At 72.4% G+C, this 19,177-nt stretch carries 20 protein-coding genes and 3 tRNA genes; 16 read left to right on the top strand and 7 right to left on the bottom strand.

The features are described from left to right. The first annotated feature begins 10 nt into the window (after positions 1 to 10). From NLX94_RS35660 to NLX94_RS35640, 5 genes are all read left to right on the top strand, one after another. Positions 11 to 1,579, top strand: coding sequence for a NuoM family protein (locus tag NLX94_RS35660; protein ID WP_254387449.1), 1,569 nt, complete (start codon positions 11 to 13; stop codon positions 1,577 to 1,579). Then, positions 1,576 to 3,165: an NADH-quinone oxidoreductase subunit N gene (locus tag NLX94_RS35655; protein ID WP_254387418.1), complete on the top strand. Its 1,590-nt coding sequence runs from the start codon at positions 1,576 to 1,578 to the stop codon at positions 3,163 to 3,165. The genes NLX94_RS35660 and NLX94_RS35655 overlap by 4 nt, the downstream gene beginning before the upstream one ends. A 285-nt stretch (positions 3,166 to 3,450) precedes the next feature. Continuing rightward, positions 3,451 to 4,314 carry a zinc metalloprotease HtpX gene (htpX, locus tag NLX94_RS35650; protein ID WP_254387417.1) on the top strand — a complete coding sequence of 288 codons (864 nt, stop codon included), beginning with the start codon at positions 3,451 to 3,453 and terminating at the stop codon, positions 4,312 to 4,314. Continuing rightward, positions 4,311 to 4,703, top strand: coding sequence for a YccF domain-containing protein (locus NLX94_RS35645; protein WP_254387416.1), 393 nt, complete (start codon positions 4,311 to 4,313; stop codon positions 4,701 to 4,703). The genes htpX and NLX94_RS35645 overlap by 4 nt, the downstream gene beginning before the upstream one ends. 92 nt (positions 4,704 to 4,795) lie before the next feature. Then, positions 4,796 to 5,767: a glycosyltransferase family 2 protein gene (locus NLX94_RS35640; RefSeq protein WP_254387415.1), complete on the top strand. Its 972-nt coding sequence runs from the start codon at positions 4,796 to 4,798 to the stop codon at positions 5,765 to 5,767. 142 nt (positions 5,768 to 5,909) lie between these two features. On the opposite strand, the gene NLX94_RS35635 is transcribed toward NLX94_RS35640, so the two are convergent. From NLX94_RS35635 to NLX94_RS35625, 3 genes are all read right to left on the bottom strand, one after another. Continuing rightward, entirely contained in the window at positions 5,910 to 7,133 is a 1,224-nt protein-coding gene (locus NLX94_RS35635) for an APC family permease (protein ID WP_254387448.1), read from the bottom strand. 39 nt (positions 7,134 to 7,172) lie between these two features. Then, positions 7,173 to 8,600 carry a SulP family inorganic anion transporter gene (locus tag NLX94_RS35630; protein ID WP_254387414.1) on the bottom strand — a complete coding sequence of 476 codons (1,428 nt, stop codon included), beginning with the start codon at positions 8,598 to 8,600 and terminating at the stop codon, positions 7,173 to 7,175. A gap of 251 nt (positions 8,601 to 8,851) precedes the next feature. After that, positions 8,852 to 9,340, bottom strand: coding sequence for a YajQ family cyclic di-GMP-binding protein (locus NLX94_RS35625; RefSeq protein ID WP_243333311.1), 489 nt, complete (start codon positions 9,338 to 9,340; stop codon positions 8,852 to 8,854). Between the two features lie 198 nt (positions 9,341 to 9,538). On the opposite strand from NLX94_RS35625, the gene NLX94_RS35620 reads away from it, so the two are divergent. The 3 genes from NLX94_RS35620 to NLX94_RS35610 all read left to right on the top strand — a co-directional run bounded on the left by NLX94_RS35620 (position 9,539) and on the right by NLX94_RS35610 (position 10,738). Continuing rightward, positions 9,539 to 9,620, top strand: a tRNA-Tyr gene (locus tag NLX94_RS35620). Positions 9,621 to 9,772: 152 nt separating this feature from the next. Then, entirely contained in the window at positions 9,773 to 10,204 is a 432-nt protein-coding gene (locus tag NLX94_RS35615; protein ID WP_254387413.1) for a hypothetical protein, read from the top strand. Positions 10,205 to 10,300: 96 nt separating this feature from the next. Then, positions 10,301 to 10,738, top strand: a complete 438-nt coding sequence (locus tag NLX94_RS35610; protein ID WP_254387412.1) for a DUF3574 domain-containing protein — start codon at positions 10,301 to 10,303, stop codon at positions 10,736 to 10,738. A gap of 25 nt (positions 10,739 to 10,763) precedes the next feature. Here NLX94_RS35610 and NLX94_RS35605 read toward each other — a convergent pair whose 3' ends face one another. Together NLX94_RS35605 and NLX94_RS35600 are read right to left on the bottom strand one after the other, a co-directional pair. Beyond that, on the bottom strand, positions 10,764 to 11,420 hold the full coding sequence (locus tag NLX94_RS35605; protein WP_254387411.1) for an SDR family oxidoreductase: 657 nt from the start codon (positions 11,418 to 11,420) through the stop codon (positions 10,764 to 10,766). A 54-nt stretch (positions 11,421 to 11,474) separates the two neighbouring features. Beyond that, entirely contained in the window at positions 11,475 to 12,797 is a 1,323-nt protein-coding gene (locus NLX94_RS35600; RefSeq protein WP_254387410.1) for an amidohydrolase family protein, read from the bottom strand. Between the two features lie 408 nt (positions 12,798 to 13,205). On the opposite strand from NLX94_RS35600, the gene NLX94_RS35595 reads away from it, so the two are divergent. The 8 genes from NLX94_RS35595 (at position 13,206) to NLX94_RS35560 (ending at position 16,588) form a co-directional block, all read left to right on the top strand. Further along, a tRNA-Thr gene (locus NLX94_RS35595) sits at positions 13,206 to 13,278 on the top strand. 48 nt (positions 13,279 to 13,326) lie between these two features. Further along, positions 13,327 to 13,399 (top strand) — tRNA-Met (locus NLX94_RS35590). Between the two features lie 88 nt (positions 13,400 to 13,487). After that, positions 13,488 to 13,652, top strand: a complete 165-nt coding sequence (rpmG, locus tag NLX94_RS35585; protein WP_003956487.1) for a 50S ribosomal protein L33 — start codon at positions 13,488 to 13,490, stop codon at positions 13,650 to 13,652. A gap of 108 nt (positions 13,653 to 13,760) precedes the next feature. Next, entirely contained in the window at positions 13,761 to 14,237 is a 477-nt protein-coding gene (locus NLX94_RS35580) for a MaoC family dehydratase N-terminal domain-containing protein (RefSeq protein WP_254387409.1), read from the top strand. 1 nt (position 14,238) lies between these two features. Beyond that, positions 14,239 to 14,667, top strand: a complete 429-nt coding sequence (locus NLX94_RS35575) for a MaoC family dehydratase (RefSeq protein WP_254387408.1) — start codon at positions 14,239 to 14,241, stop codon at positions 14,665 to 14,667. Positions 14,668 to 14,733: 66 nt separating this feature from the next. After that, positions 14,734 to 15,006, top strand: a complete 273-nt coding sequence (locus NLX94_RS35570) for a DUF3291 domain-containing protein (RefSeq protein WP_254387407.1) — start codon at positions 14,734 to 14,736, stop codon at positions 15,004 to 15,006. A gap of 92 nt (positions 15,007 to 15,098) precedes the next feature. Beyond that, positions 15,099 to 16,154 (top strand): UDP-N-acetylmuramate dehydrogenase, encoded by a 1,056-nt coding sequence (locus NLX94_RS35565; RefSeq protein ID WP_254387406.1) that lies wholly within the window; start codon positions 15,099 to 15,101, stop codon positions 16,152 to 16,154. Between the two features lie 17 nt (positions 16,155 to 16,171). Further along, positions 16,172 to 16,588, top strand: coding sequence for a hypothetical protein (locus NLX94_RS35560; RefSeq protein ID WP_254387405.1), 417 nt, complete (start codon positions 16,172 to 16,174; stop codon positions 16,586 to 16,588). A 12-nt stretch (positions 16,589 to 16,600) separates the two neighbouring features. Here NLX94_RS35560 and NLX94_RS35555 read toward each other — a convergent pair whose 3' ends face one another. Continuing rightward, complete coding sequence (locus NLX94_RS35555) at positions 16,601 to 17,620, bottom strand: adenosine deaminase (RefSeq protein WP_254387404.1); 1,020 nt, start codon at positions 17,618 to 17,620, stop codon at positions 16,601 to 16,603. Between the two features lie 228 nt (positions 17,621 to 17,848). Then, positions 17,849 to 19,075 carry a pyridoxal phosphate-dependent aminotransferase gene (locus NLX94_RS35550; protein WP_254387403.1) on the bottom strand — a complete coding sequence of 409 codons (1,227 nt, stop codon included), beginning with the start codon at positions 19,073 to 19,075 and terminating at the stop codon, positions 17,849 to 17,851. Between the last annotated feature and the right edge of the window lie 102 nt (positions 19,076 to 19,177).

Genomic DNA, 19,177 nt, shown 5'->3' with positions numbered 1-19,177 from the left:
CCCGTCCGTGATGCAGTTCCTTCTGGCGTTCGTCGTGGCCGGCCCGCTCGTCGGCGCCGTCGCCGCCCTCCTGCCGGCCCCGCCCGGACTGAAGGGCAAGAGCCCCGAACAGGCCGTACTGCGCCACGGCGTGACCGTGACCGGTGCGATCCTCGTCGCGGCGGTCGTCCTCGCCGTGGGCTTCGACCACGACGCCCCGTCCCGCTTCCAGGCGACGACGGACATCAGCTGGATCCAGGCGCTGAACGTCCGGATCCACCTCGGCATCGACGGCATCTCGCTCCCCCTCCTCCTGATGACCGCGCTGCTGTTCTTCCTCTGCGCGCTCTACAGCTACTTCAAGCTCCCCGCGGGCCCCTCCGCGAAGGCCTTCGTCGCCCTGCTCCTGGTCCTGGAGTCCGGCACCCTCGCCACCTTCGCCGTCCTCGACCTGCTGCTGTTCTTCCTCGCCTTCGAGATGGTCCTCATCCCGATGTACTTCCTCATCGCCCGCTGGGGCGGTGCTCAGCGGCAGGCGGCCGCCTGGAAGTTCATCCTCTACACCCTCCTCGGCTCCGTGGTCATGCTGCTCGGTCTGCTGCTGATTGGGCTGCAGAGCGGCACCTTCGACATGGTGGCACTCGCCTCTGACAACGGCCGCGAACTGTCCCACACCACCCAGGTCCTGGCCGTTCTCGCCATCGGGATCGGCCTCGCCGTGAAGACCCCGATGTGGCCGCTGCACAGCTGGCTGCCGGACGCCCACACGGCCGCCCCCACCGTCGGCTCCGTCCTCCTCGCGGGCGTCCTGCTGAAGATGGGCACCTACGGGTTCGTCCGGATCCTGCTGCCCGCCACCCCCGACGGCATGGCCACCTTCGCCCCGTACCTGGGCGCCTTCGCCGCCGTCGGCATCGTCTACGGTTCCCTGGCCTGCCTCGCCCTCGCCCGCAAGGGCAACAAGGGCGACCTCAAGCGCCTCATCGCGTACTCCTCCGTCGGCCACATGGGCTTCGTCCTCCTCGGCATCGCCTCCATGACCCCCACCGGAGTGAACGGCGCGCTCTTCGCCAACGTCGCGCACGGCCTGATCACCGGCCTCCTCTTCTTCCTGGTCGGCGCGCTCAAGGACCGCTACGGCACCGCCGATCTCGACACCCTCGCCGGGGCCACCGGAGCGGCCCTCTACGGCCGCGCCCCCCGCTTCGGGGCGCTCCTCGCCTTCGCCGCGATCGCCTCGCTCGGCCTGCCCGGCCTGGCCGGCTTCTGGGGCGAGATGCTGGCCCTCTTCGGCGCGTTCGACCCGGCCGAGGGCCTGTCGCGGCCCGCGTTCCTCACGTACATGTCCATCGGCGCGTTCGGCACCCTGCTCACCGCCGCCTATCTTCTGATCGTCGTACGGCGGGTGTGCATGGGCGACCCGAAGGCCGCGCGCGAAGGGGCCGCCGCCCCGGTGGTCCTCGCGGACATCCAGCGCTACGAGTACGCCGCCTGGAGCCCGCTCGTCGCCCTCACCCTCCTCGCCGGCCTGTGGCCCGCGGTCCTCCTCGGCCTCACCGACCCGGCCGTCCAGAAGCTCCTCGCGGGAGGGAACTCATGACGGTCCTTCAGCCCCTCGTCACCACGGCCGCCGACGCCCCCAGCCTGGTCCAGTCCGTCGACTGGCTCGCCATCGCGCCGGTCGTCATCACCGCCGCCGTCGGCCTCCTGGTCCTGGTCGCCGACCTCTTCGTACCGGAGCGCAGCAAGCCGCTGCTCGGGTGGATCTCCGTGGCCGGACTGGCCGCCGCGACCGCCACCCTGCTGCCGCTGCGCGCCGGCGACCGCAGCACGTTCTGCCTCACCGGACCCGGTACGGCGGACCCCGCCGCGTGCAGCTACGCCGCCGACCACTTCGCGCTCGTCGTCCAGTTCCTCGTCCTGGGCGGGGCCCTGATCACCGCGCTGCTGTCGGTCACCGCCGTCCGCGAGGCGCGCATGCCGGCGGGGGAGTACTGGTTCCTGCTGCTCTCCTCCGCCGCCGGCGCGGCCCTGCTGCCCGCCTCCCGCGACCTCGCCACCCTGATCGTCGCCCTCGAAGTCGCCTCGCTGCCCGCCTTCGCCCTCGTGGGCCTGCGCCGCGGCGACCGGCTCTCCTCCGAGGCCGCCCTGAAGTTCTTCCTGTCCTCCGTCACGGCCACCGCCGTGTCCCTGATGGGCGTCAGCTTCGTCTACGCCGCCACCGGCTCCCTGCACCTCACCCAGGTCGCCGACCGGCTCGGACACGTCCCCGGACAGCTCGACACCCTCGCCATGGCCGGCGTCGCGCTCACCCTGGTCGGCTTCGCCTTCAAGACGGCCGCCGTCCCCTTCCACTTCTGGGTCCCGGACACCTACGTCGGTGCTCCGCTGCCCGTCGCCGGATACCTGTCGGTCATCGGCAAGGCCGTCGGCTTCACCGGCCTGATCCTCGTCACGGTGATCGCCTTCCCCGCGTACTCCGACATCTGGGGCCCGGCCCTCGCCGTCCTCGCCGCGCTGACCATGACCCTCGGCAACGCGGCGGCCCTGCGCCAGTCCGCCGACCGGCCCGGCGGCGCCGTACGGCTGCTCGCCTGGTCCTCCGTGGGCCAGGCCGGCTACCTGCTGGTCCCGATCGCGGCCGCCGCCTACGCCGGCCGCGACCAGATCGGCTCCACGGTCGCCTACGCCCTCATGTACGCCGCCGTGAACCTCGGTGCCTTCGCCGTGGCCGCCCAGGTGGCCCGTACGAAGCCGCTGCACCGGCTCGCCGACTACCGGGGCCTGTACGCCGAGAGCCCGCTCGCCGCCCTCTCGATGGCCTTCTTCCTGCTCTGCCTGGCCGGTCTGCCCCCGGGCATCATCGGGCTCTTCGCGAAGGTCACCGTCTTCCGCTCGGCGGTCGACGCCGGGCTGGGCTGGCTCGCCGTGGTCATGGCCGTCAACGTCGTCGTCGCGCTCTACTACTACCTGCGCTGGACCGCCCTCCTCTTCCGCCCCGCCCCCGGCGCGGACCCGGCCGCGGAGGGCGCCCAGGAGGTCGCTCAGGGGGCCGCGAAGCCCCGTACGGGAACCCCCTGGCCGGTCACCGCGGCCATCGTGCTCACCGCCGCCACCGCACTGGTCCTCTCGGGTGCCCCGCAGCTGGTCCTGCGCTTCGCCACGGGCAGCCTCTTCCCTCTGTAGAGCCGCAGCCATAACCCGTACGGCCTAATCCGCGCCGCTCCCGCGGCAGCCGCGCCGCTGCTCCGCGGGAGCCCCGCAGGAGGCCCTCAGGAGCCCCGCCACGGCCCCGCCACGGCCCCGCCCCCCGGTCCGCCGGGGCGGCGGGGTCCGGCGCGCCCGGGGAACCTGCCGCCCCCACCTGGCGTTGACCAGGAAGGAAGGGTCCACTGGACCGTATGGACCGCAGGCCCTCCGATCCCCAGATCCTGGACGGGTCCCCCTGCCGCACCACTTGGAGGGCGCACCGTGCACCGCCGGCACAACGGGCTGAAGACCGCCGTACTCCTCGGTGGTCTGTCCGCCCTCATCATCGTCATCGGAAGCTTCTTCGGCCGGGGCGGCCTGATCGTCGCCGTCCTCGTGGCCCTCGGCACCAACGCCTACGCGTACTGGAACAGCGACAAGCTGGCCCTGCGCGCGATGCGGGCCCGCCCCGTCAGCGAGTTCGAGGCGCCCGAGCTGTACCGCATGGTCCGCGAGCTCTCCACGTCCGCGCGCCAGCCCATGCCCCGGCTCTACATCTCCCCGACCGAGGCCCCCAACGCCTTCGCCACCGGCCGCAACCCGCGCAACGCCGCGGTCTGCTGCACCGAGGGCATCCTGCGCATACTCGACGAGCGCGAGCTGCGCGGGGTCATCGGCCACGAGCTGAGCCACGTCTACAACCGCGACATCCTCATCTCGTCCGTCGCGGGCGCGCTGGCCTCCGTGATCATGTTCCTGGTCAACTTCGCCTGGCTGATCCCCATCGGCCGCTCCAACGACGACGAGGGACCGGGACTCTTCGGCATGCTGCTGATCATGATCCTGGGCCCGCTGGCGGCCTCCGTGATCCAGCTCGCCATCAGCCGCTCGCGCGAGTACGAGGCGGACGCCTCCGGGGCCCAGCTCACCGGGGACCCCCTCGCCCTCGCCAGCGCCCTGCGCAAGCTGGACGCCGGCACCAAGCAGCTCCCGCTGCCCGCCGAGCCGCGGATCGAGACGGCGAGCCACATGATGATCGCCAATCCCTTCCGTCCCGGCGAAGGACTGTCCAAGATGTTTTCCACACATCCCCCGATGGCCGAGCGCATCGCCCGGCTCGAACAGATGGCAGGCCGCAGTCAGTGAAGACCATCCTGAATCTCATTTGGCTCGTCCTCAGCGGAGTCTGGCTCTTCCTGGGCTACTGCCTGGCGGGCGTGATCCTCTGCATCACCATCATCGGAATCCCCTTCGGCATAGCCTCGTTCCGCATCGCGGTGTACGCCCTGTGGCCCTTCGGGTACACCACCGTCGAACGGCGTGACGCGGGCGCCGGTTCCTGCGTCGGCAACGTGCTGTGGCTGGTCCTCGCCGGCTGGTGGCTGGCCCTCGGCCACATCGCCACCGGCATCGCGCTGTGCCTCACGATCATCGGCATCCCGTTCGGCATCGCCAACTTCAAGATGGTCCCGCTCTCCCTGCTCCCGCTGGGCCGCGAGATCGTCCCCACGGACGCCCCGTTCGCCTCGCGCTGAGACCCGATCAGGTTCATCCCCTCGTATTAAAGTTCCGGGTTGCGGACGAGTGGCGCGGACGAGCGGCACGCACGACGGGCAGGGAAGAACCGATGTCGACTGAGCCCTCCGATCCCCCCACGACCCTCTCGGTGGTCGTGCCCATGTACAACGAGGAGGACGCGCTGCCGGCCCTGGTCGGCAGGCTGCGCCCGGCCCTCGACGCCATGGCCGTCCGCTACGAGGTCGTCGCCGTCGACGACGGCAGCAAGGACCGCACCGCAGAACTGCTCGAGGAGTTCCAGGTCAAATGGCCGGAGCTGCGCATCGTGCGGCTGCGCGGCAACTCCGGCCACCAGGCCGCCCTCACGGCGGGCCTGCACAGCGCCTGCGGCGAGTACGTCGCCAGCATCGACGCCGACCTCCAGGACCCGCCGGAGAAGATCCCGGAGATGCTCGACCTGGCCCGCGCGGACGGCCTCGACATCGTCTACGGGGTCCGGGCCGACCGGAGCACCGACACCGGCTTCAAGCGGCACACGGCCGGCGCGTACTACTGGCTGGTGCGCCGCCTGGTCGGCAAGCAGGTGCCCGCGCAGGCGGGCGACTTCCGGCTGCTGAGCCGCGCGGCGGTCGAGGCGGTCAAGGCCATGCCCGACCAGCACCAGGTGTACCGGCTGCTCGTGCCGTGGCTCGGCTTCCCCAGCGGCCAGGTCAGCTACCAGCGCGAGGAGCGGGTGGCGGGCGAGACCAAGTACCCGCTGAGCAAGATGCTCCGGCTCGGAGTCGACAGCGTCATCAACTTCTCGGCCGCTCCGCTGCGGCTGGCGACCTGGCTGGGCGTGGCCAGCTTCTTCGGCTGCCTGCTGATGGTCGGCGCCACCCTGGCGATCTACCTGAAGGGCCGGACCGTCCCCGGCTGGACCTCGCTCTTCATCGTCATGCTCTTCCTCGGCGGCGTGCAGCTGATCTGCGTCGGCCTCCTCGGCGAGTACATCGGCCGGATCTACACGGCCGTCCAGCGCCGCCCCACCTTCTTCGTCGGCTACGACTCCGCGCGCGACCCGAAGCGGGACACCGACTGAAACCCCAGTTCAGGGCGGCGGCAGGGCGCTGTCAGGGCGATTGTCAGTGGGGGATGTCACTCTGTGTGCATGACTGATGACATCGAGAGGTTCCCGAGAGCAAGCCGCCCGACGCGGGCGCGACCCCCACCGTGGGGCGGCTTCATCGCGTGAGCGTGAGCCGCCGGCGCATGCCGTAGGCCAGTGCGCCCAGGGCCAGCACCGCGGCCCCCGCGACCGTCGACGTGGCGGGCAGCGCGCAGGCCAGCACCACGCAGCCGGACAGCCCGACCGCTGCCACGGCCCGGCCCTTGACACCTGCATCGAGAGTCCACGCGGAGGCGTTCGCGATCGCGTAGTAGGCGAGCACGCCGAAGGAGGAGAAGCCGATCGCGCCCCGCAGATCGGTGGTGGCCGCGAGCACCGCCACCACCGCGCCCACCGCCAGCTCGGCGTGGTGCGGCACCTGATGCCGGGGATGTACGGCGGCCAGCGCGCGCGGCAGATGGCCGTCCCGCGCCATCGCCAGGGTGGTCCGCGACACCCCGAGTACGAGGGCCAGCAGCGAGCCCAGCGCCGCCAGGGCCGCGCCCACCCGGACGACGGGAGTCAGCCCGGGCCACCCGGCCGCGCGCACGGCGTCGGCCAGCGGAGCCGCCGACTGCCCCAGCCCGCCGGCTCCGAGCACCGACAGCGCCGCCACCGCGACCGCGGCGTAGACGAGCAGGGCGATCCCCAGGGCGAGGGGCACCGCCCGCGGGATCGTGCGCTCCGGGTCGCGCACCTCCTCGCCCAGGGTGGTGATCCGGGCGTAGCCCGCGAAGGCGAAGAACAGCAGCCCGGCGCCCTGGAGCAGCCCCGCCGCCGTCCAGTCCGGGCCGCCGAGACGGCCCGCGTCGGCCGCGCCGGAGGACAGGCACGCCACGACGACCCCGGCCAGGACGGCCAGGACCGCCGCCACGATCACCCGGGCGATCCGGGCGGACTTCTGCACCCCGCCACAACTCGCGGCGGTCAGTGCCACCACCGCCGCCACGGCCACCGCGCGCTGCTGCCCGGGCCACGCGTAGGCCCCGACCGTGAGGGCCATCGCCGCGCAGGAGGCCGTCTTGCCGACGACGAAGCCCCAGCCGGCCAGATAGCCCCAGAAGGGCCCGAGACGTTCGCGCCCGTACACGTAGGTGCCGCCCGAGGCGGGATACCGGGCGGCCAGCCGCGCCGAGGAGTGCGCGTTGCAGTACGCCACCAGGCCCGCGAGGGCCAGCGCCGCGAGGAGCGCCCCGCCGGCCGCGCGCGCCGCCGGGGCCAGTGCGGCGAAGATCCCGGCGCCGACCATCGCTCCGAGCCCGACGACGACCGCGTCGAAGACCCCCAGGGTGCGCTTCATTTCGTTGCTCGCTGCGTTCACGGCCGGAGGGTAACCGGGCTAGATGACGCCTTCCCGGCCGGGGACCGGCGTACGGGTCCGCTCCCAGCCGTCCAGCGCGGTCAGACAGGCGTGGTCGAGGTGGCGCAGCCCGCTCAGGTCGAGGCGGACGGTGCCGCCGCGGGGCAGTGCGTCCAGCTCGTCGAGCAGCTTGGGCAGCCGCAGGAAGCTGGCGTTGCCCAGGATCCGCACCCGCAGCTCGTCGCCCTCCCGCACCGGCTCGATGTGGACGTGGGAGGTCTCCCAGGCCGCCTTGGCGACGGCGAGCCCCAGCCCGGCGAGCACTCCCTCGAAGAGGTTCGTGGCCACGATCGCCGAGGCCGTCGCCATCAGGACGACCGCCTCCCCCCGGTGCGAGCGCCACAGGGAGGCCACCGCCCGCACCGGCAGCAGCTTCCAGCCGGCGTGCAGCAGCACCCCGGCCAGCGCGGCGAGGGGGACGGTCTCCAGCAGCCCGGGGACGGCCACGGCGAAGAGCAGCAGCCATCCGCCGTGCAGGATCCGGGAGGCCCGGGTGCGGGCGCCCGCCTCGACGTTGGCGGCGCTGCGGACGATGACGGCGGTCATCGGCAGGGCCCCGAGCATCCCGCAGAGGGTGTTCCCGACGCCCTGGGCGACCAGTTCGCGGTCGTAGTCGGTCCGGTCCCCGTCGTGCATGCGGTCCACGGCCGCGGCACTGAAGAGCGTCTCGGCGGAGGCGATCAGCGCGAGCGCCACCACGGTCCCGGCCGCCCCCACGGAGGCGAGCACCCCGAAGTCCTCCCAGCCGGGCGGGGTCACGGCCGCCAGGACGCCCGTGACCCGGACCCGTTCCACGGGCAGCCGCAGCAGCACGGCCGCGGCGGTCGCGGCCGCCACTCCCACGAGCGCGCCCGGCACGAGCCGCAGCCGGGCGGGCATCCGCCGCCAGGCCACCAGGACGGCGACCGTCCCGGCCCCGAGCGCCACGGCCGTCCAGTCGGCACGCCCGCCGAGCTCCAGCACCCCGGCCAGCTTCTCCAGGGTCCGCCCCGGGGCCTCCACGTCGGCCAGGGCGTACAGCTGACCGGCGATCAGCACGAGCCCGATACCGGCGAGCATCCCGTGCACGACGGCCACGGAGATCGCCCGGAACCACCGCCCGAGCCGCAGCACGCCCATGCCCAGCTGCACCAGGCCGGCGGCCAGGACGAGTACCCCGAGCGCGGGCAGCCCGTACGTCCGCACGGCCTCGTAGACGAGCACGGTGAGCCCGGCGGCCGGGCCGCTCACCTGGAGGGAGCTGCCCCGGAACCAGCCGGTGACCAGCCCGCCCACCACCCCGGTGAGGATCCCGAGTTCAGCCGGCACCCCGGAGGCGACGGCCACTCCGACGCAGAGCGGTAGCGCGACCAGGGCGACCACCACGGACGCCCCGAAGTCTTCACGTAACGTGCCGGCCCCAGGCATGCGGGAACCCCCTGTCGAGGCGGTGACGGACACCACTCACCCTGGTGGGCGCACTGCCCGCCGCCCAAGTGCACACGGAGGGCGCCACGAGCGCGCACGCCGCTCACGCCCGGCACACACCCACCACGCGCCGGTCCCGCGGCGCCGTGCCCGGGGCTCCACGGGCGGTCCCGCTGCAACGACCGCGGCCCGGCGGCCCTCGAAGGACCGCCGGGCCGGCGTGCGGGCTGAACCGAGGCCGAAGCCGGTGATCAGCGGTAGTTCACGAACTGGATCGCGAAGTCCAGGTCCTTGCCCTTGAGGAGGGCCTGGACTTCCTGGAGGTCGTCGCGGCTCTTGGAGCTGACGCGCAGCTCCTCGCCCTGGACCTGGGCCTTGACGCCCTTGGGGCCCTCGTCACGGATGATCTTCGCGACCTTCTTGGCGTTCTCCTGGGAGATGCCCTCTTCGATCGTGGCGAAGATCTTGTACTCCTTGCCGGACAGCTGCGGCTCACCGGCGTCGAGCGCCTTGAGGGAGATCCCGCGCTTGACCAGCTTGGTCTCGAAGACGTCCAGGACGGCCTTGACGCGCTCCTCGGAGTTCGCCTCCATCAGGATCTTCTCGCCGGACCAGGCGATCGTGGCGCCGGTGCCCTTGAAGTCGTAGCGCTGCGAGAGCTCCTTGGCGGACTGGTTGAGGGCGTTGTCGACCTCCTGCCGCTCGACCTTCGAGACGATGTCGAAACTGGAGTCGGCCATGTGCTGTGGCTCCTTGAAGTCGGTAGTGACGGCCCCGAAGGGCACGGCCGGACATCCCCGGACCGCTCCGCAAAGCCTAGCCACCGTCCCCACGTGCGGCGCTGATCAATCCGGTGGCGAAGCACCCCCGGTCATCGGGTATCGTTTACGTCGTTGCCACGGAGCGCCGCCGAAAGGCGGAAAGATGGCAGCGATCATGGCGGTGTGCCCGAGTGGCCAAAGGGAGCAGACTGTAAATCTGCCGGCTCAGCCTACCCAGGTTCGAACCCTGGCGCCGCCACGCGAGTGAAACCCTCGCTCATTGCAGAAACGCAATGGGCGGGGGTTTTCTCGTACATCCCGAACCGGACGGCCCTGCGGAAAACCACTGGGCGGCGACCCGGTCCGGGGTGCAAGCTGTCCGCATGATCAGCATCAGCGGCCGAAAGGGCCATGCCGCGTAAGGCACCCTCGCGGGTCCGGTCGGACCTGCCACGGCGGACGTCCCGAAAGGGCGACCGCGCCGTCGTTCCCGGCGTCTCGTCCCGCACCCTCCGGGAGATCGCCCGCCTCGAACACCACCGGTACGAGCCGGGCGCGGCCCATCGGGCCCTGTCCGCCTGGCGCACGACGGTGTACCGGCGGGGACCTTCGTGGATCTTCTACCCCAGTTGGTACGACGACTGCCCCTGCTGCCTGCCGCCTTGGGGCGGCGATCACCGGGAGACCCTGGAGGCCTTCTGCCTCGCCCTGTCCCGTCGCGCCGCGCGGGAGCTGAGGGCCGTGCTCGCCCCGCTCGACGCACGGTTCCTCGCCCGGACGCTCAACGATCCCTGCGCCCACCCGGGGGATCCGTGGTGGCGGCGCCGCCTGGAGAGGGCATGAGGGGCCGGACCGACCGGTGGTCGCCGGGGCACGGGCACGGCTGGTCCATCGGGCGGAGCCGGCGTACCGATGCGGGGTCCCGGTCGTTCATCCGGCGTGAAATGGACTTATGACACGCGTGGGAAGGTCGGCGGCGGGGTCCTCCTCGCCCTGCTCGGGGCGGGGATCCCGGCTCTGGTCGGAGCGGCGCTGCACACCGATGTGGGGGACCCGTACCAGGAGACCCGGCTCTACTTCGGCACCGAGCGGCCCGACGGTCGGCCGCCGGTCGGGGAGCGGGAGTTCCTGGGGTTCCTCGACCGGGAGATCACGCCCGCCTTCCCCGAGGGGCTGACCGTCCAGGACGGGCGCGGACAGTGGCAGCGGGACGGGAAGCTCATCCGTGAAACCTCGTACGAGGTGGTGCTGCTGTATCCGGAGAAGGAGGCCGACGAGCGCGGCGCGCGCATCGAGCGGATCCGCGAGGCGTACGAGAAGCGGTTCCAGCAGGATTCGGTCGGGCGCTCCGACGACCGGCTGACCGTCGACTTCTGACCGCCGGGCGGCCCAGCCGGGCGGCCTAGTTGCCCGCCACGTCCTTGACCGCCACCGGGACCGGGGTCGAGCCCGCGATCAGTTCCAGGGTGAGGCCCGCGGTCGCCGGGGTTTCGATCAGCTCGGCGAGGACCGCCGCCACGTCGTCGCGGGTGACCGCCCCGCGGCCCGTCTGCGCCTCTAGGCGCACCATGCCGGTACCCGCCTCGTCGATCAGCGAGCCCGGGCGCAGGACCGTCCATTCCAGACCCAGCCGGGTGCGGACGTGCTCGTCCGCCTCGCCCTTGGCGCGGAGGTAGTGGTCGAAGACCTCGTCGCCCTCGCGGCGGGTGTCCGCGCCCATCGAGGAGACCATCAGGAAGCGGCGTACGCGGGCCCGTTCGGCGGCGTCCGCGAACAGCACCGCCGCGCCCCGGTCCACCGTGTCCTTGCGCCCGGCCCCGCTGCCGGGACCCGCGCCCGCCGCGAACACCGCGGCGTCCGCGCCCTGCAGGATGCCCGCCACGTGCTCGACCGACGCCGACTCCAGGTCGCACAGCACCGGTTCGGCGCCCGCCTCCCTGAGGTCGTCGCCCTGTGCCGGATCACGGATGATGCCCGCGACCTCGTACCCGCGCGCGGCGAGCAGGCGCTCCAGCCGCAGCGCGATCTGACCGTGTCCACCCGCGATGACGATGCGCATGCCACGACCGTACGACGAGCCGGGCGCCCGCGCCCGGGAACATGCGGTGAACGCTCAGGGGCCGGGCTCCATACGGCCCTGCCGGGGCAGGTCCAGGGCCACCGCGACGGCGGAGTCGCAGTACTCCCGTACGGCACTCGTCCGGGCTACCACCCGCCCGCGGTGGATCACGATCCGGCTGTACGCGAGGGACAGCACGCTCGCGATCCGGTCCCCGCGCACCGCGAGCAGCTCCGCCGGGAAGCCCGCCTCCACCCGCACCTCGGGCAGGCCCATCGCGTCACGGGCGGCGCCGGCGACCGAGTGGTAGGCCTCGGTGGCGCGCAGCCCGCCCTGGGAGGCCAGGAGGTACGCGGCTTCGAGCGGGTCCCCCCGCCCGACGGGATTGCCCGCGTCGCGCAGGGCCCCGCTGCCCGCCGCCACACGGACCCCGGCGGCGCGCAGCAGCCGTACGGGGGCCGTGCGCAGACCCCGCCGTTCCAGGGCCGCGCAGTCGCCCTGGGGGAGGCAGGTCACCCCTACGCCGGCCGCCGCCAGCTGGTCGGCGGCCCGGGTCGCCACGTCCAGCGGGAGCCGGGACAGACCGCCGCAGGGCCCGATGGAGACCCCGGGCCGCAGCCCGCCGGCCATGGCCGCGAGCCGGGAGAGGCGGGCGGGGTCGTCGCCGTCGGTGTGCAGGTCGACGGGGCAACCGTGCTCGGAGGCGAGCTCCAGTACGGCTTCGAGGAATCCGGTGGGGTCGGGGTCGAGGTCGGGGCAGCCGCCGATGACGGAGGCGCCCATCTTCACGGCGTCCCGCAGCATGGCGAGCCCGTCGGCCCCGGCCACCCCGGTCAGCAGGCGGGGAACGGCGACGGTGGTGAGATCGGTGAGCCCGCGCAGGGAGCGGCGGGCCTGGAGCACCGCCTCCAGGGGGCCGAGACCGTGGACGTCGCCGATGCGCACGTGCGAGCGGACGGCCGTGGCCCCGTGCCCGAGCTGGAGCAGGGCCGCCTCGGTGGCGCGGCGCTGCACCTCGTCGGGGGAGTACGAGACGGGTCCCTCGGTGTCCGCGGTCAGGGCGGTGTCCCCGTGGGAGTGGGGCTCGGCGGGCGCGGGGAGGAGCAGGTAGCCGGTGAGGTCGACGCGGGCACCCGTGGCGGCGGGCAGGCTGCCGGCCGTGCCGACGGCCTGGATCCGGCCGCCGCCGAGGCGGACGTCGACGGTGCGGCCGTCGGTGAGGCGGGCGCCGGCGAGGAGCAGGGTCGTGGACTCGGGGGCCGCAGGCCCGGGGCTCCCCTGGGCGCCCTCGGAGCCGTGCCCCTGCCCGTGCCCCTGGCCGCTGCCGGGGCGGTTGCGCGGGGAGTGGGACGGCTGCTGCGGCGGGCTGTCGGACATCGCGCTCCTGCGGTGGCTCGGGCGGTTCCTGGGGCCGTGGCCGCGGCCCGCGGCCCAAGATCACGCAGCGTGCTCAGAGCCTAGGGGGCAGGGGTGCCCGCTTCGCGGAAGAGGGCAATAGTCGTACCGGTGCGTCTGGCCGGACCCGGCTCCGAGGGCCGCCCGCGCCCGCCCGGACCCGCTCGGAACCGCCGTGCCCCCGCCCCGGGATCCGGCGCGTGGTGACTCAGGGTGGGGTTCGGGTGATCGGGGATGTGATGCCGGACACCTTTCGGGGTGAAAGGTGTCCGGAGAGGGCCCCGGGGCGTGTTTCCGGGCGAGGGGGAAAGGTGGCGGCGGTGCGCCGAGGCCAGGCGCCGCAAAGGATTTGGGTGATCGGCGGACGACCGTGTAATGTCTTCCTCGCTCGCCCCAATAGCTCAGTCGGTAGAGCGTCTCCATGGTAAGGAGAAGGTCTGCGGTTCGATTCCGCATTGGGGCTCTGGTGAGAGAGGTTCCCCACCCTCGGGTGGGGAACGGATCTCATCAAAGCGGCGTAGCTCAGTCGGTAGAGCAAGCGGCTCATAATCGCTGTGTCACCGGTTCAAGTCCGGTCGCCGCTACACACAGTAGCCGATTGCGGGGTCGGTCTCCCGATCGGCTACTCTTTTATGCGTTCATCCGTCCAATTGTCCGTCAAGGAGCACTCACGTGGCTGCCACCGACGTCCGCCCGAAGATCACGCTGGCCTGCGTGGAGTGCAAGGAGCGGAACTACATCACCAAGAAGAACCGGCGTAACAACCCGGACCGTCTTGAGATGAAGAAGCACTGCCCGCGTTGCAACTCGCACACCGCGCACCGCGAGACCCGCTAACACCAAGCGAAGTCTCGTACAACAGGCACCGTCATGAGGTCGTCCCCTTCATTGGGGGGCGGCCTTGTGTCGTTTCGACAGATCGTTTCAACAGGGAGGTAGGGAGTCATGGCGCTCGACCAGTCCTTCGTGGGGCGGAGCTACCCGCCCACCGATCCGTACGAGGTCGGCCGGGAGAAGATCCGCGAATTCGCGGTCGCCGTGGGTGACGCCAATCCGGTGTACACGGATCCCGAAGCGGCCAAGGCGTTCGGGCACCAGGACGTGATCGCCCCGCCGACCTTTGTGTTCGCCATCACTTTCGCCGCGGCCAGCCAGGTGGTCGACGACCCGCAGCTGGGGCTGGACTACAGCCGCGTCGTGCACGGCGACCAGAAGTTCGCCTACACCCGCCCCGTGCGGGCCGGTGACCGGCTGACGGTGACCTCGACCATCGAGGCCATCAAGTCGCTCGCGGGCAACGACGTCATCGACATCCGCGGTGAGGTCCACGACGAGTCCGGCGAGCACGTGGTGACCGCCTGGACGAAGCTCGTCTCCCGGGCGCCCGAGCCCGCCGCCGGTTCCGCCCCCGAGGAGGCCTGAGATGGCTGCCCAGATCCAGTACGACGAAGTCGAGGTCGGCACCGAGCTGCCGGCGGCGTCCTTCCCCGTCACGCGGGCGACGCTGGTGCGGTACGCGGGCGCGTCGGGCGACTTCAACCCGATCCACTGGAACGAGAAGTTCGCCACCGAGGTCGGCCTGCCCGACGTGATCGCCCACGGCATGTTCACCATGGCCGAGGCGATCCGCGTGGTGACCGACTGGGTGGGCGACCCGGGTGCGGTCGTCGAGTACGGGGTGCGGTTCACGAAGCCGGTCGTCGTCCCGAACGACGCCGAGGGCGCGCTGATCGAGGTCACGGCCAAGGTCGCGGCGAAGCTGGACGACAACCGGGTGCGGGTCGACCTGACGGCCATGAGCGCCGGGCAGAAGGTGCTGGGCATGTCCCGCGCGGTGGTCGCGCTCGCGTAACCACCGACCGAAGTGTCGAGAAGGCCCTGGGCGGCGAGGAAACTCGCAGGTCAGGGCCTTTTTGGTGTGCGGGCCCGGGTCCTGCGCCTCACCTTCCTGACCCTGTCCGCCTGGGAGGACCGGGACGCGCTCTACCGGTTCGCGGGCAGCGAACCGCACCGTTCCAGTTCCCGGGCGGCGGCCGCCTGTACGAAGGAGGCCGGGTTCGTCTTCTGGACCGTCCCGGCGAGCGAGCTCCCCATCAGCTGGGCCGAGGCGGAGCGCCGCCTCGCCGAGCAGGCACGGAAGCAGCGGGCGGGGGAGCAGACGGGGCAGCAGGAGACGGGGGAGCGCGGCTGAGGCCGGCCGCCGGGTCCCCGTACGGCCCTGCGGTACGCGTACGGTCCGTGGCCCCGCCCGGTCGGGGGGACGCGGACCGTACTCTTGTCCACGTGCAGGAACTCCACGACGCCCCCCTCGCCCCGCTGACCACCTTCCGGCTCGGCGGCCCCGCCGCCCGGCTGGTCACCGCGACCACCGACGCCGAGGTCGTCGCCACCGTGCGCGCCGCGGACGAGAGCGGCACCCCGCTCCTGGTCATCGGTGGCGGCAGCAACCTGGTCATCGGCGACCGGGGCTTCGCCGGCACCGCCCTGCGGATCGCGACCACCGGGTTCGTGCTCGACGGGACCCGCCTCGAGCTCGCGGCCGGTGAGAACTGGAGCGAGGCCGTCGCCCGCGTGGTCGACGCCGGGCTCGCGGGCATCGAGTGCCTCGCCGGGATCCCGGGCTCGGCCGGCGCCACCCCGATCCAGAACGTCGGGGCGTACGGCCAGGAGGTCTGCGACACGATCACCGAGGTCGTCGCCTACGACCGCACGCGCGGGGAGACGGTCACGCTGACGGCCGCCGAGTGCGCGTTCTCGTACCGCGACAGCCTCTTCAAGCACCGGCCCGACCGGTACGTCGTCCTGCGCGTCCGCTTCGAGCTGGAGGACGCGGGCGGCCTGTCCGCGCCGGTCAAGTACCCCGAGACGGCCCGCGCCCTCGGAGTGGAGGCCGGCGACCGGGTGCCCGCGGCACAGGCCCGGGAGACCGTCCTGCGGCTGCGCGCCGGCAAGGGCATGGTCCTCGACCCCGCCGACCACGACACCTGGTCGGCGGGCTCCTTCTTCCACAACCCGATCCTCGCCGACGAGGCGTACGCCGCCTTCCTCGCCCGCGCCCAGGAACGGCTCGGCCCCGACACCGCCCCGCCCGCGTACCCGGCCGGAGAGGGCCGTACGAAGACCAGCGCGGCCTGGCTGATCGACAAGGCCGGCTTCACCAAGGGCTACGGCGACGGCCCCGCCCGCATCTCCACCAAGCACACCCTCGCCCTCACCAACCGGGGCGAGGCCACCACCGAAGACCTCCTCGCCCTGGCCCGCGAGGTGGTCGCGGGCGTCCACGCGGCCTTCGGCGTCACCCTGGTCAACGAACCGGTGACGGTCGGCGTCAGCATCTGAGGAGTCCCGGCCCGCCCATGCTCTGTCCCCTGCACGGGGCCGGTACGGACCCCACCCGGCTGGTGGGACGCACGATCCGGAGGGTCGTCGCGTCCTGGCACATCAGCGACGGCGAACGTTCCGAGGCGCCCCTCGACGTCTGGCTCTTCGACAGCGACGGGGAGTCCACCCGGATCACCACCGGGTCCGACGCCTGCCTCATCGTGGAATCCGAGGCGCCGCACGAGCCCTACGACATGGGGGAGTGGGGGCGCATCGAGGTCGGCGAGGACCTCGGGGACCACCCCTTCCTGCGCCACCTCGGCGACACGGTGGAATCGGTCGCCGAGTTCGCGCTGCCCGCGCAGGGGCGCACCCACCTGGAGATCGGCTTCCCCGACGGCGCGCGGGTGCGGGCCGACTGCCACGAGGGCGACCTGCGCCTCACCCGGTGACGCCCGGACGGCCTACGCGGTGATCCAGTGGTCGATCCCGTCCAGCAGCTTCTCCTGTACGTCGCGGGGCGCGGCGCTCCCGCGCACCGACTGGCGGGCCAGCTCGGCGAGCTCCTGGTCCGTGAAGGCGTGGTGCCGGCGGGCGATCTCGTACTGGGCCGCGAGCCGGGACCCGAAGAGCAGCGGGTCGTCCGCGCCGAGGGCCATCGGGACCCCGGCCTCGAAGAGGGTGCGCAGCGGGACGTCCTCGGGGCGCTCGTACACCCCGAGGGCCACGTTGGACGCGGGGCAGACCTCGCAGGTGATCTGCCGGTCGGCGAGCCGCTGGAGCAGGCGGGGGTCCTCGGCGGCCCGTACGCCGTGCCCGATCCGGGCGGCGTGCAGATCGTCGAGGCAGTCGCGGACGGAGGACGGGCCGGTGAGCTCGCCGCCGTGCGGGGCCGCGAGCAGGCCGCCCTCCCGGGCGATGGCGAAGGCCCGGTCGAAGTCGCGGGCCATGCCGCGGCGCTCGTCGTTGGAGAGGCCGAAGCCGACGATGCCGCGGTCGGCGTAGCGGACGGCGAGCCGGGCCAGGGTGCGGGCGTCCAGGGGGTGCTTCATGCGGTTGGCGGCGATGACGACGCGCATGCCGAGGCCGGTCTCGCGGGAGGCGGAGTCCACGGCGTCGAGGATGATCTCGACGGCCGGGATCATCCCGCCGAGGAGGGGGGCGTAGGAGGTGGGATCCACCTGGATCTCCAGCCAGCCGCTGCCGTCGCGGACGTCCTCCTCGGCGGCCTCGCGGACCAGCCGGCGGATGTCGTCGGGCTCGCGGAGACAGGAGCGGGCGGCGTCGTAGAGGCGCTGGAAGCGGAACCAGCCGCGTTCGTCGGTGGCCCGGAGCTTCGGTGGCTCGCCGGAGGTGAGGGCGTCCGGGAGGCGGACGCCGTACTTGTCGGCGAGCTCCAGCAGGGTCGACGGGCGCATCGAGCCGGTGAAGTGCAGGTGGAGGTGGGCTTTCGGCAGAAGCGTGAGGTCGCGTACGTGCTCCATTTGTTGATCCTGCCGCACTTGTCACCCGATCGGCAGCCCGATTCCCTGAACGGGTCCTTGCCCGAACGTAAATCCGTGGGGTCGGGGGCGCGGGGGCGGGCCCTGCGGGGCTGTCCCCTACCCGCCCTTCCACCGTTCCCCGGGGCTCCGCCCCGGACCCCGCTCCTCCTGGATATGCCTGAGCGGCGGCACCCCCTGGGGGGCCGCCGCTCAGGGTCGGGCTGAGGCCTAGGCCGTCGCCTCCGCCAGGAGCTTCTGGATGCGGGAGACGCCCTCGACCAGGTCCTCGTCGCCCAGGGCGTAGGAGAGGCGCAGGTAGCCGGGGGTGCCGAAGGCCTCGCCGGGGACGACCGCGACCTCGGCCTCGTCCAGGATCAGGGCCGCGAGCTCGACGGAGGTCTGCGGGCGCTTGCCGCGGATCTCCTTGCCGAGGAGGTCCTTGACCACCGGGTAGCAGTAGAAGGCGCCCTCGGGGGTCGGGCAGAAGACGCCGTCGATCTCGTTCAGCATCCGCACCATCGTCTGGCGGCGGCGGTCGAAGGCGGTGCGCATCTCGTGGACGGCGTCCAGGTTGCCGGAGACGGCGGCCAGCGCCGCGACCTGGGCCACGTTGGAGACGTTGGAGGTGGCGTGCGACTGGAGGTTGGTCGCGGCCTTGACCACGTCCTTCGGGCCGATGACCCAGCCCACGCGCCAGCCCGTCATGGCGTACGTCTTGGCGACGCCGTTGACGATGATGCACTTGTCGGCCAGCTCGGGAACGATCGCCGGGAGGGAGACGAACTTGGCGTCGCCGTAGACCAGGTGCTCGTAGATCTCGTCGGTCAGGACCCACAGGCCCTTCTCGACGGCCCAGCGGCCGATCGCCTCGGCGTCGGCCTCGGAGTAGACGGCGCCGGTCGGGTTCGAGGGGGAGACGAAGAGGACGACCTTCGTGCGCTCGGTGCGGGCCGCCTCGAGCTGCTCGACGGAGACCCGGTAACCGGTGGTCTCGTCGGCGACGACCTCGACCGGGACACCGCCGGCGAGCCGGATCGACTCCGGGTACGTGGTCCAGTACGGGGCCGGGACGATGACCTCGTCACCCGGGTCCAGGATGGCCGCGAACGCCTCGTAGATCGCCTGCTTGCCGCCGTTGGTCACCAGGACCTGGGAGGCGTCGACCTCGTAGCCGGAGTCGCGCAGCGTCTTCGCGGCGATGGCTGCCTTCAGCTCGGGCAGACCGCCGGCCGGCGTGTAGCGGTGGTACTTGGGGTTGCGGCAGGCCTCGACCGCGGCATCGACGATGTAGTCCGGGGTGGGGAAGTCGGGCTCGCCCGCTCCGAAACCGATCACCGGGCGCCCGGCGGCCTTGAGGGCCTTGGCCTTGGCGTCGACGGCGAGGGTGGCGGACTCGGAGATGGCACCGATACGGGCGGATACGCGGCGCTCGGCGGAAGGCGTTTCAGAGGTCATGCGGCCAATCGTCCCAGACGTGAAACGGGCGCCGCACTCCGTTTCAGTTACCGGACGGAGCGTCTGCGGACGGCGCTGTTCGACGTCAGGGCCCGGACCACG

Source organism: Streptomyces sp. TBY4, from assembly GCF_024213195.1.
In the GTDB taxonomy this organism is placed as follows: domain Bacteria; phylum Actinomycetota; class Actinomycetes; order Streptomycetales; family Streptomycetaceae; genus Streptomyces.
The sequence above is the reverse complement of the archived record's forward strand: the minus strand, read 5'-3'. Positions and strand labels throughout refer to the sequence as shown.

Excerpts from the sequence above, each read along its gene's own strand:
- NLX94_RS35615 (WP_254387413.1), top strand. The coding sequence starts at position 9,773 with ATGCCGCGTAAGGCACCCTCGCGGGTCCGGTCGGACCTGCCACGGCGG.
- NLX94_RS35630 (WP_254387414.1), bottom strand. The coding sequence starts at position 8,600 with ATGCCTGGGGCCGGCACGTTACGTGAAGACTTCGGGGCGTCCGTGGTG.
- NLX94_RS35575 (WP_254387408.1), top strand. The coding sequence starts at position 14,239 with ATGGCTGCCCAGATCCAGTACGACGAAGTCGAGGTCGGCACCGAGCTG.
- NLX94_RS35640 (WP_254387415.1), top strand. The coding sequence starts at position 4,796 with ATGTCGACTGAGCCCTCCGATCCCCCCACGACCCTCTCGGTGGTCGTG.
- NLX94_RS35625 (WP_243333311.1), bottom strand. The coding sequence starts at position 9,340 with ATGGCCGACTCCAGTTTCGACATCGTCTCGAAGGTCGAGCGGCAGGAG.
- NLX94_RS35580 (WP_254387409.1), top strand. The coding sequence starts at position 13,761 with ATGGCGCTCGACCAGTCCTTCGTGGGGCGGAGCTACCCGCCCACCGAT.
- NLX94_RS35655 (WP_254387418.1), top strand. The coding sequence starts at position 1,576 with ATGACGGTCCTTCAGCCCCTCGTCACCACGGCCGCCGACGCCCCCAGC.
- NLX94_RS35635 (WP_254387448.1), bottom strand. The coding sequence starts at position 7,133 with ATGAAGCGCACCCTGGGGGTCTTCGACGCGGTCGTCGTCGGGCTCGGA.
- NLX94_RS35550 (WP_254387403.1), bottom strand. The coding sequence starts at position 19,075 with ATGACCTCTGAAACGCCTTCCGCCGAGCGCCGCGTATCCGCCCGTATC.
- NLX94_RS35555 (WP_254387404.1), bottom strand. The coding sequence starts at position 17,620 with ATGGAGCACGTACGCGACCTCACGCTTCTGCCGAAAGCCCACCTCCAC.
- NLX94_RS35560 (WP_254387405.1), top strand. The coding sequence starts at position 16,172 with ATGCTCTGTCCCCTGCACGGGGCCGGTACGGACCCCACCCGGCTGGTG.
- NLX94_RS35600 (WP_254387410.1), bottom strand. The coding sequence starts at position 12,797 with ATGTCCGACAGCCCGCCGCAGCAGCCGTCCCACTCCCCGCGCAACCGC.
- NLX94_RS35605 (WP_254387411.1), bottom strand. The coding sequence starts at position 11,420 with ATGCGCATCGTCATCGCGGGTGGACACGGTCAGATCGCGCTGCGGCTG.
- NLX94_RS35660 (WP_254387449.1), top strand. The coding sequence starts at position 11 with ATGCAGTTCCTTCTGGCGTTCGTCGTGGCCGGCCCGCTCGTCGGCGCC.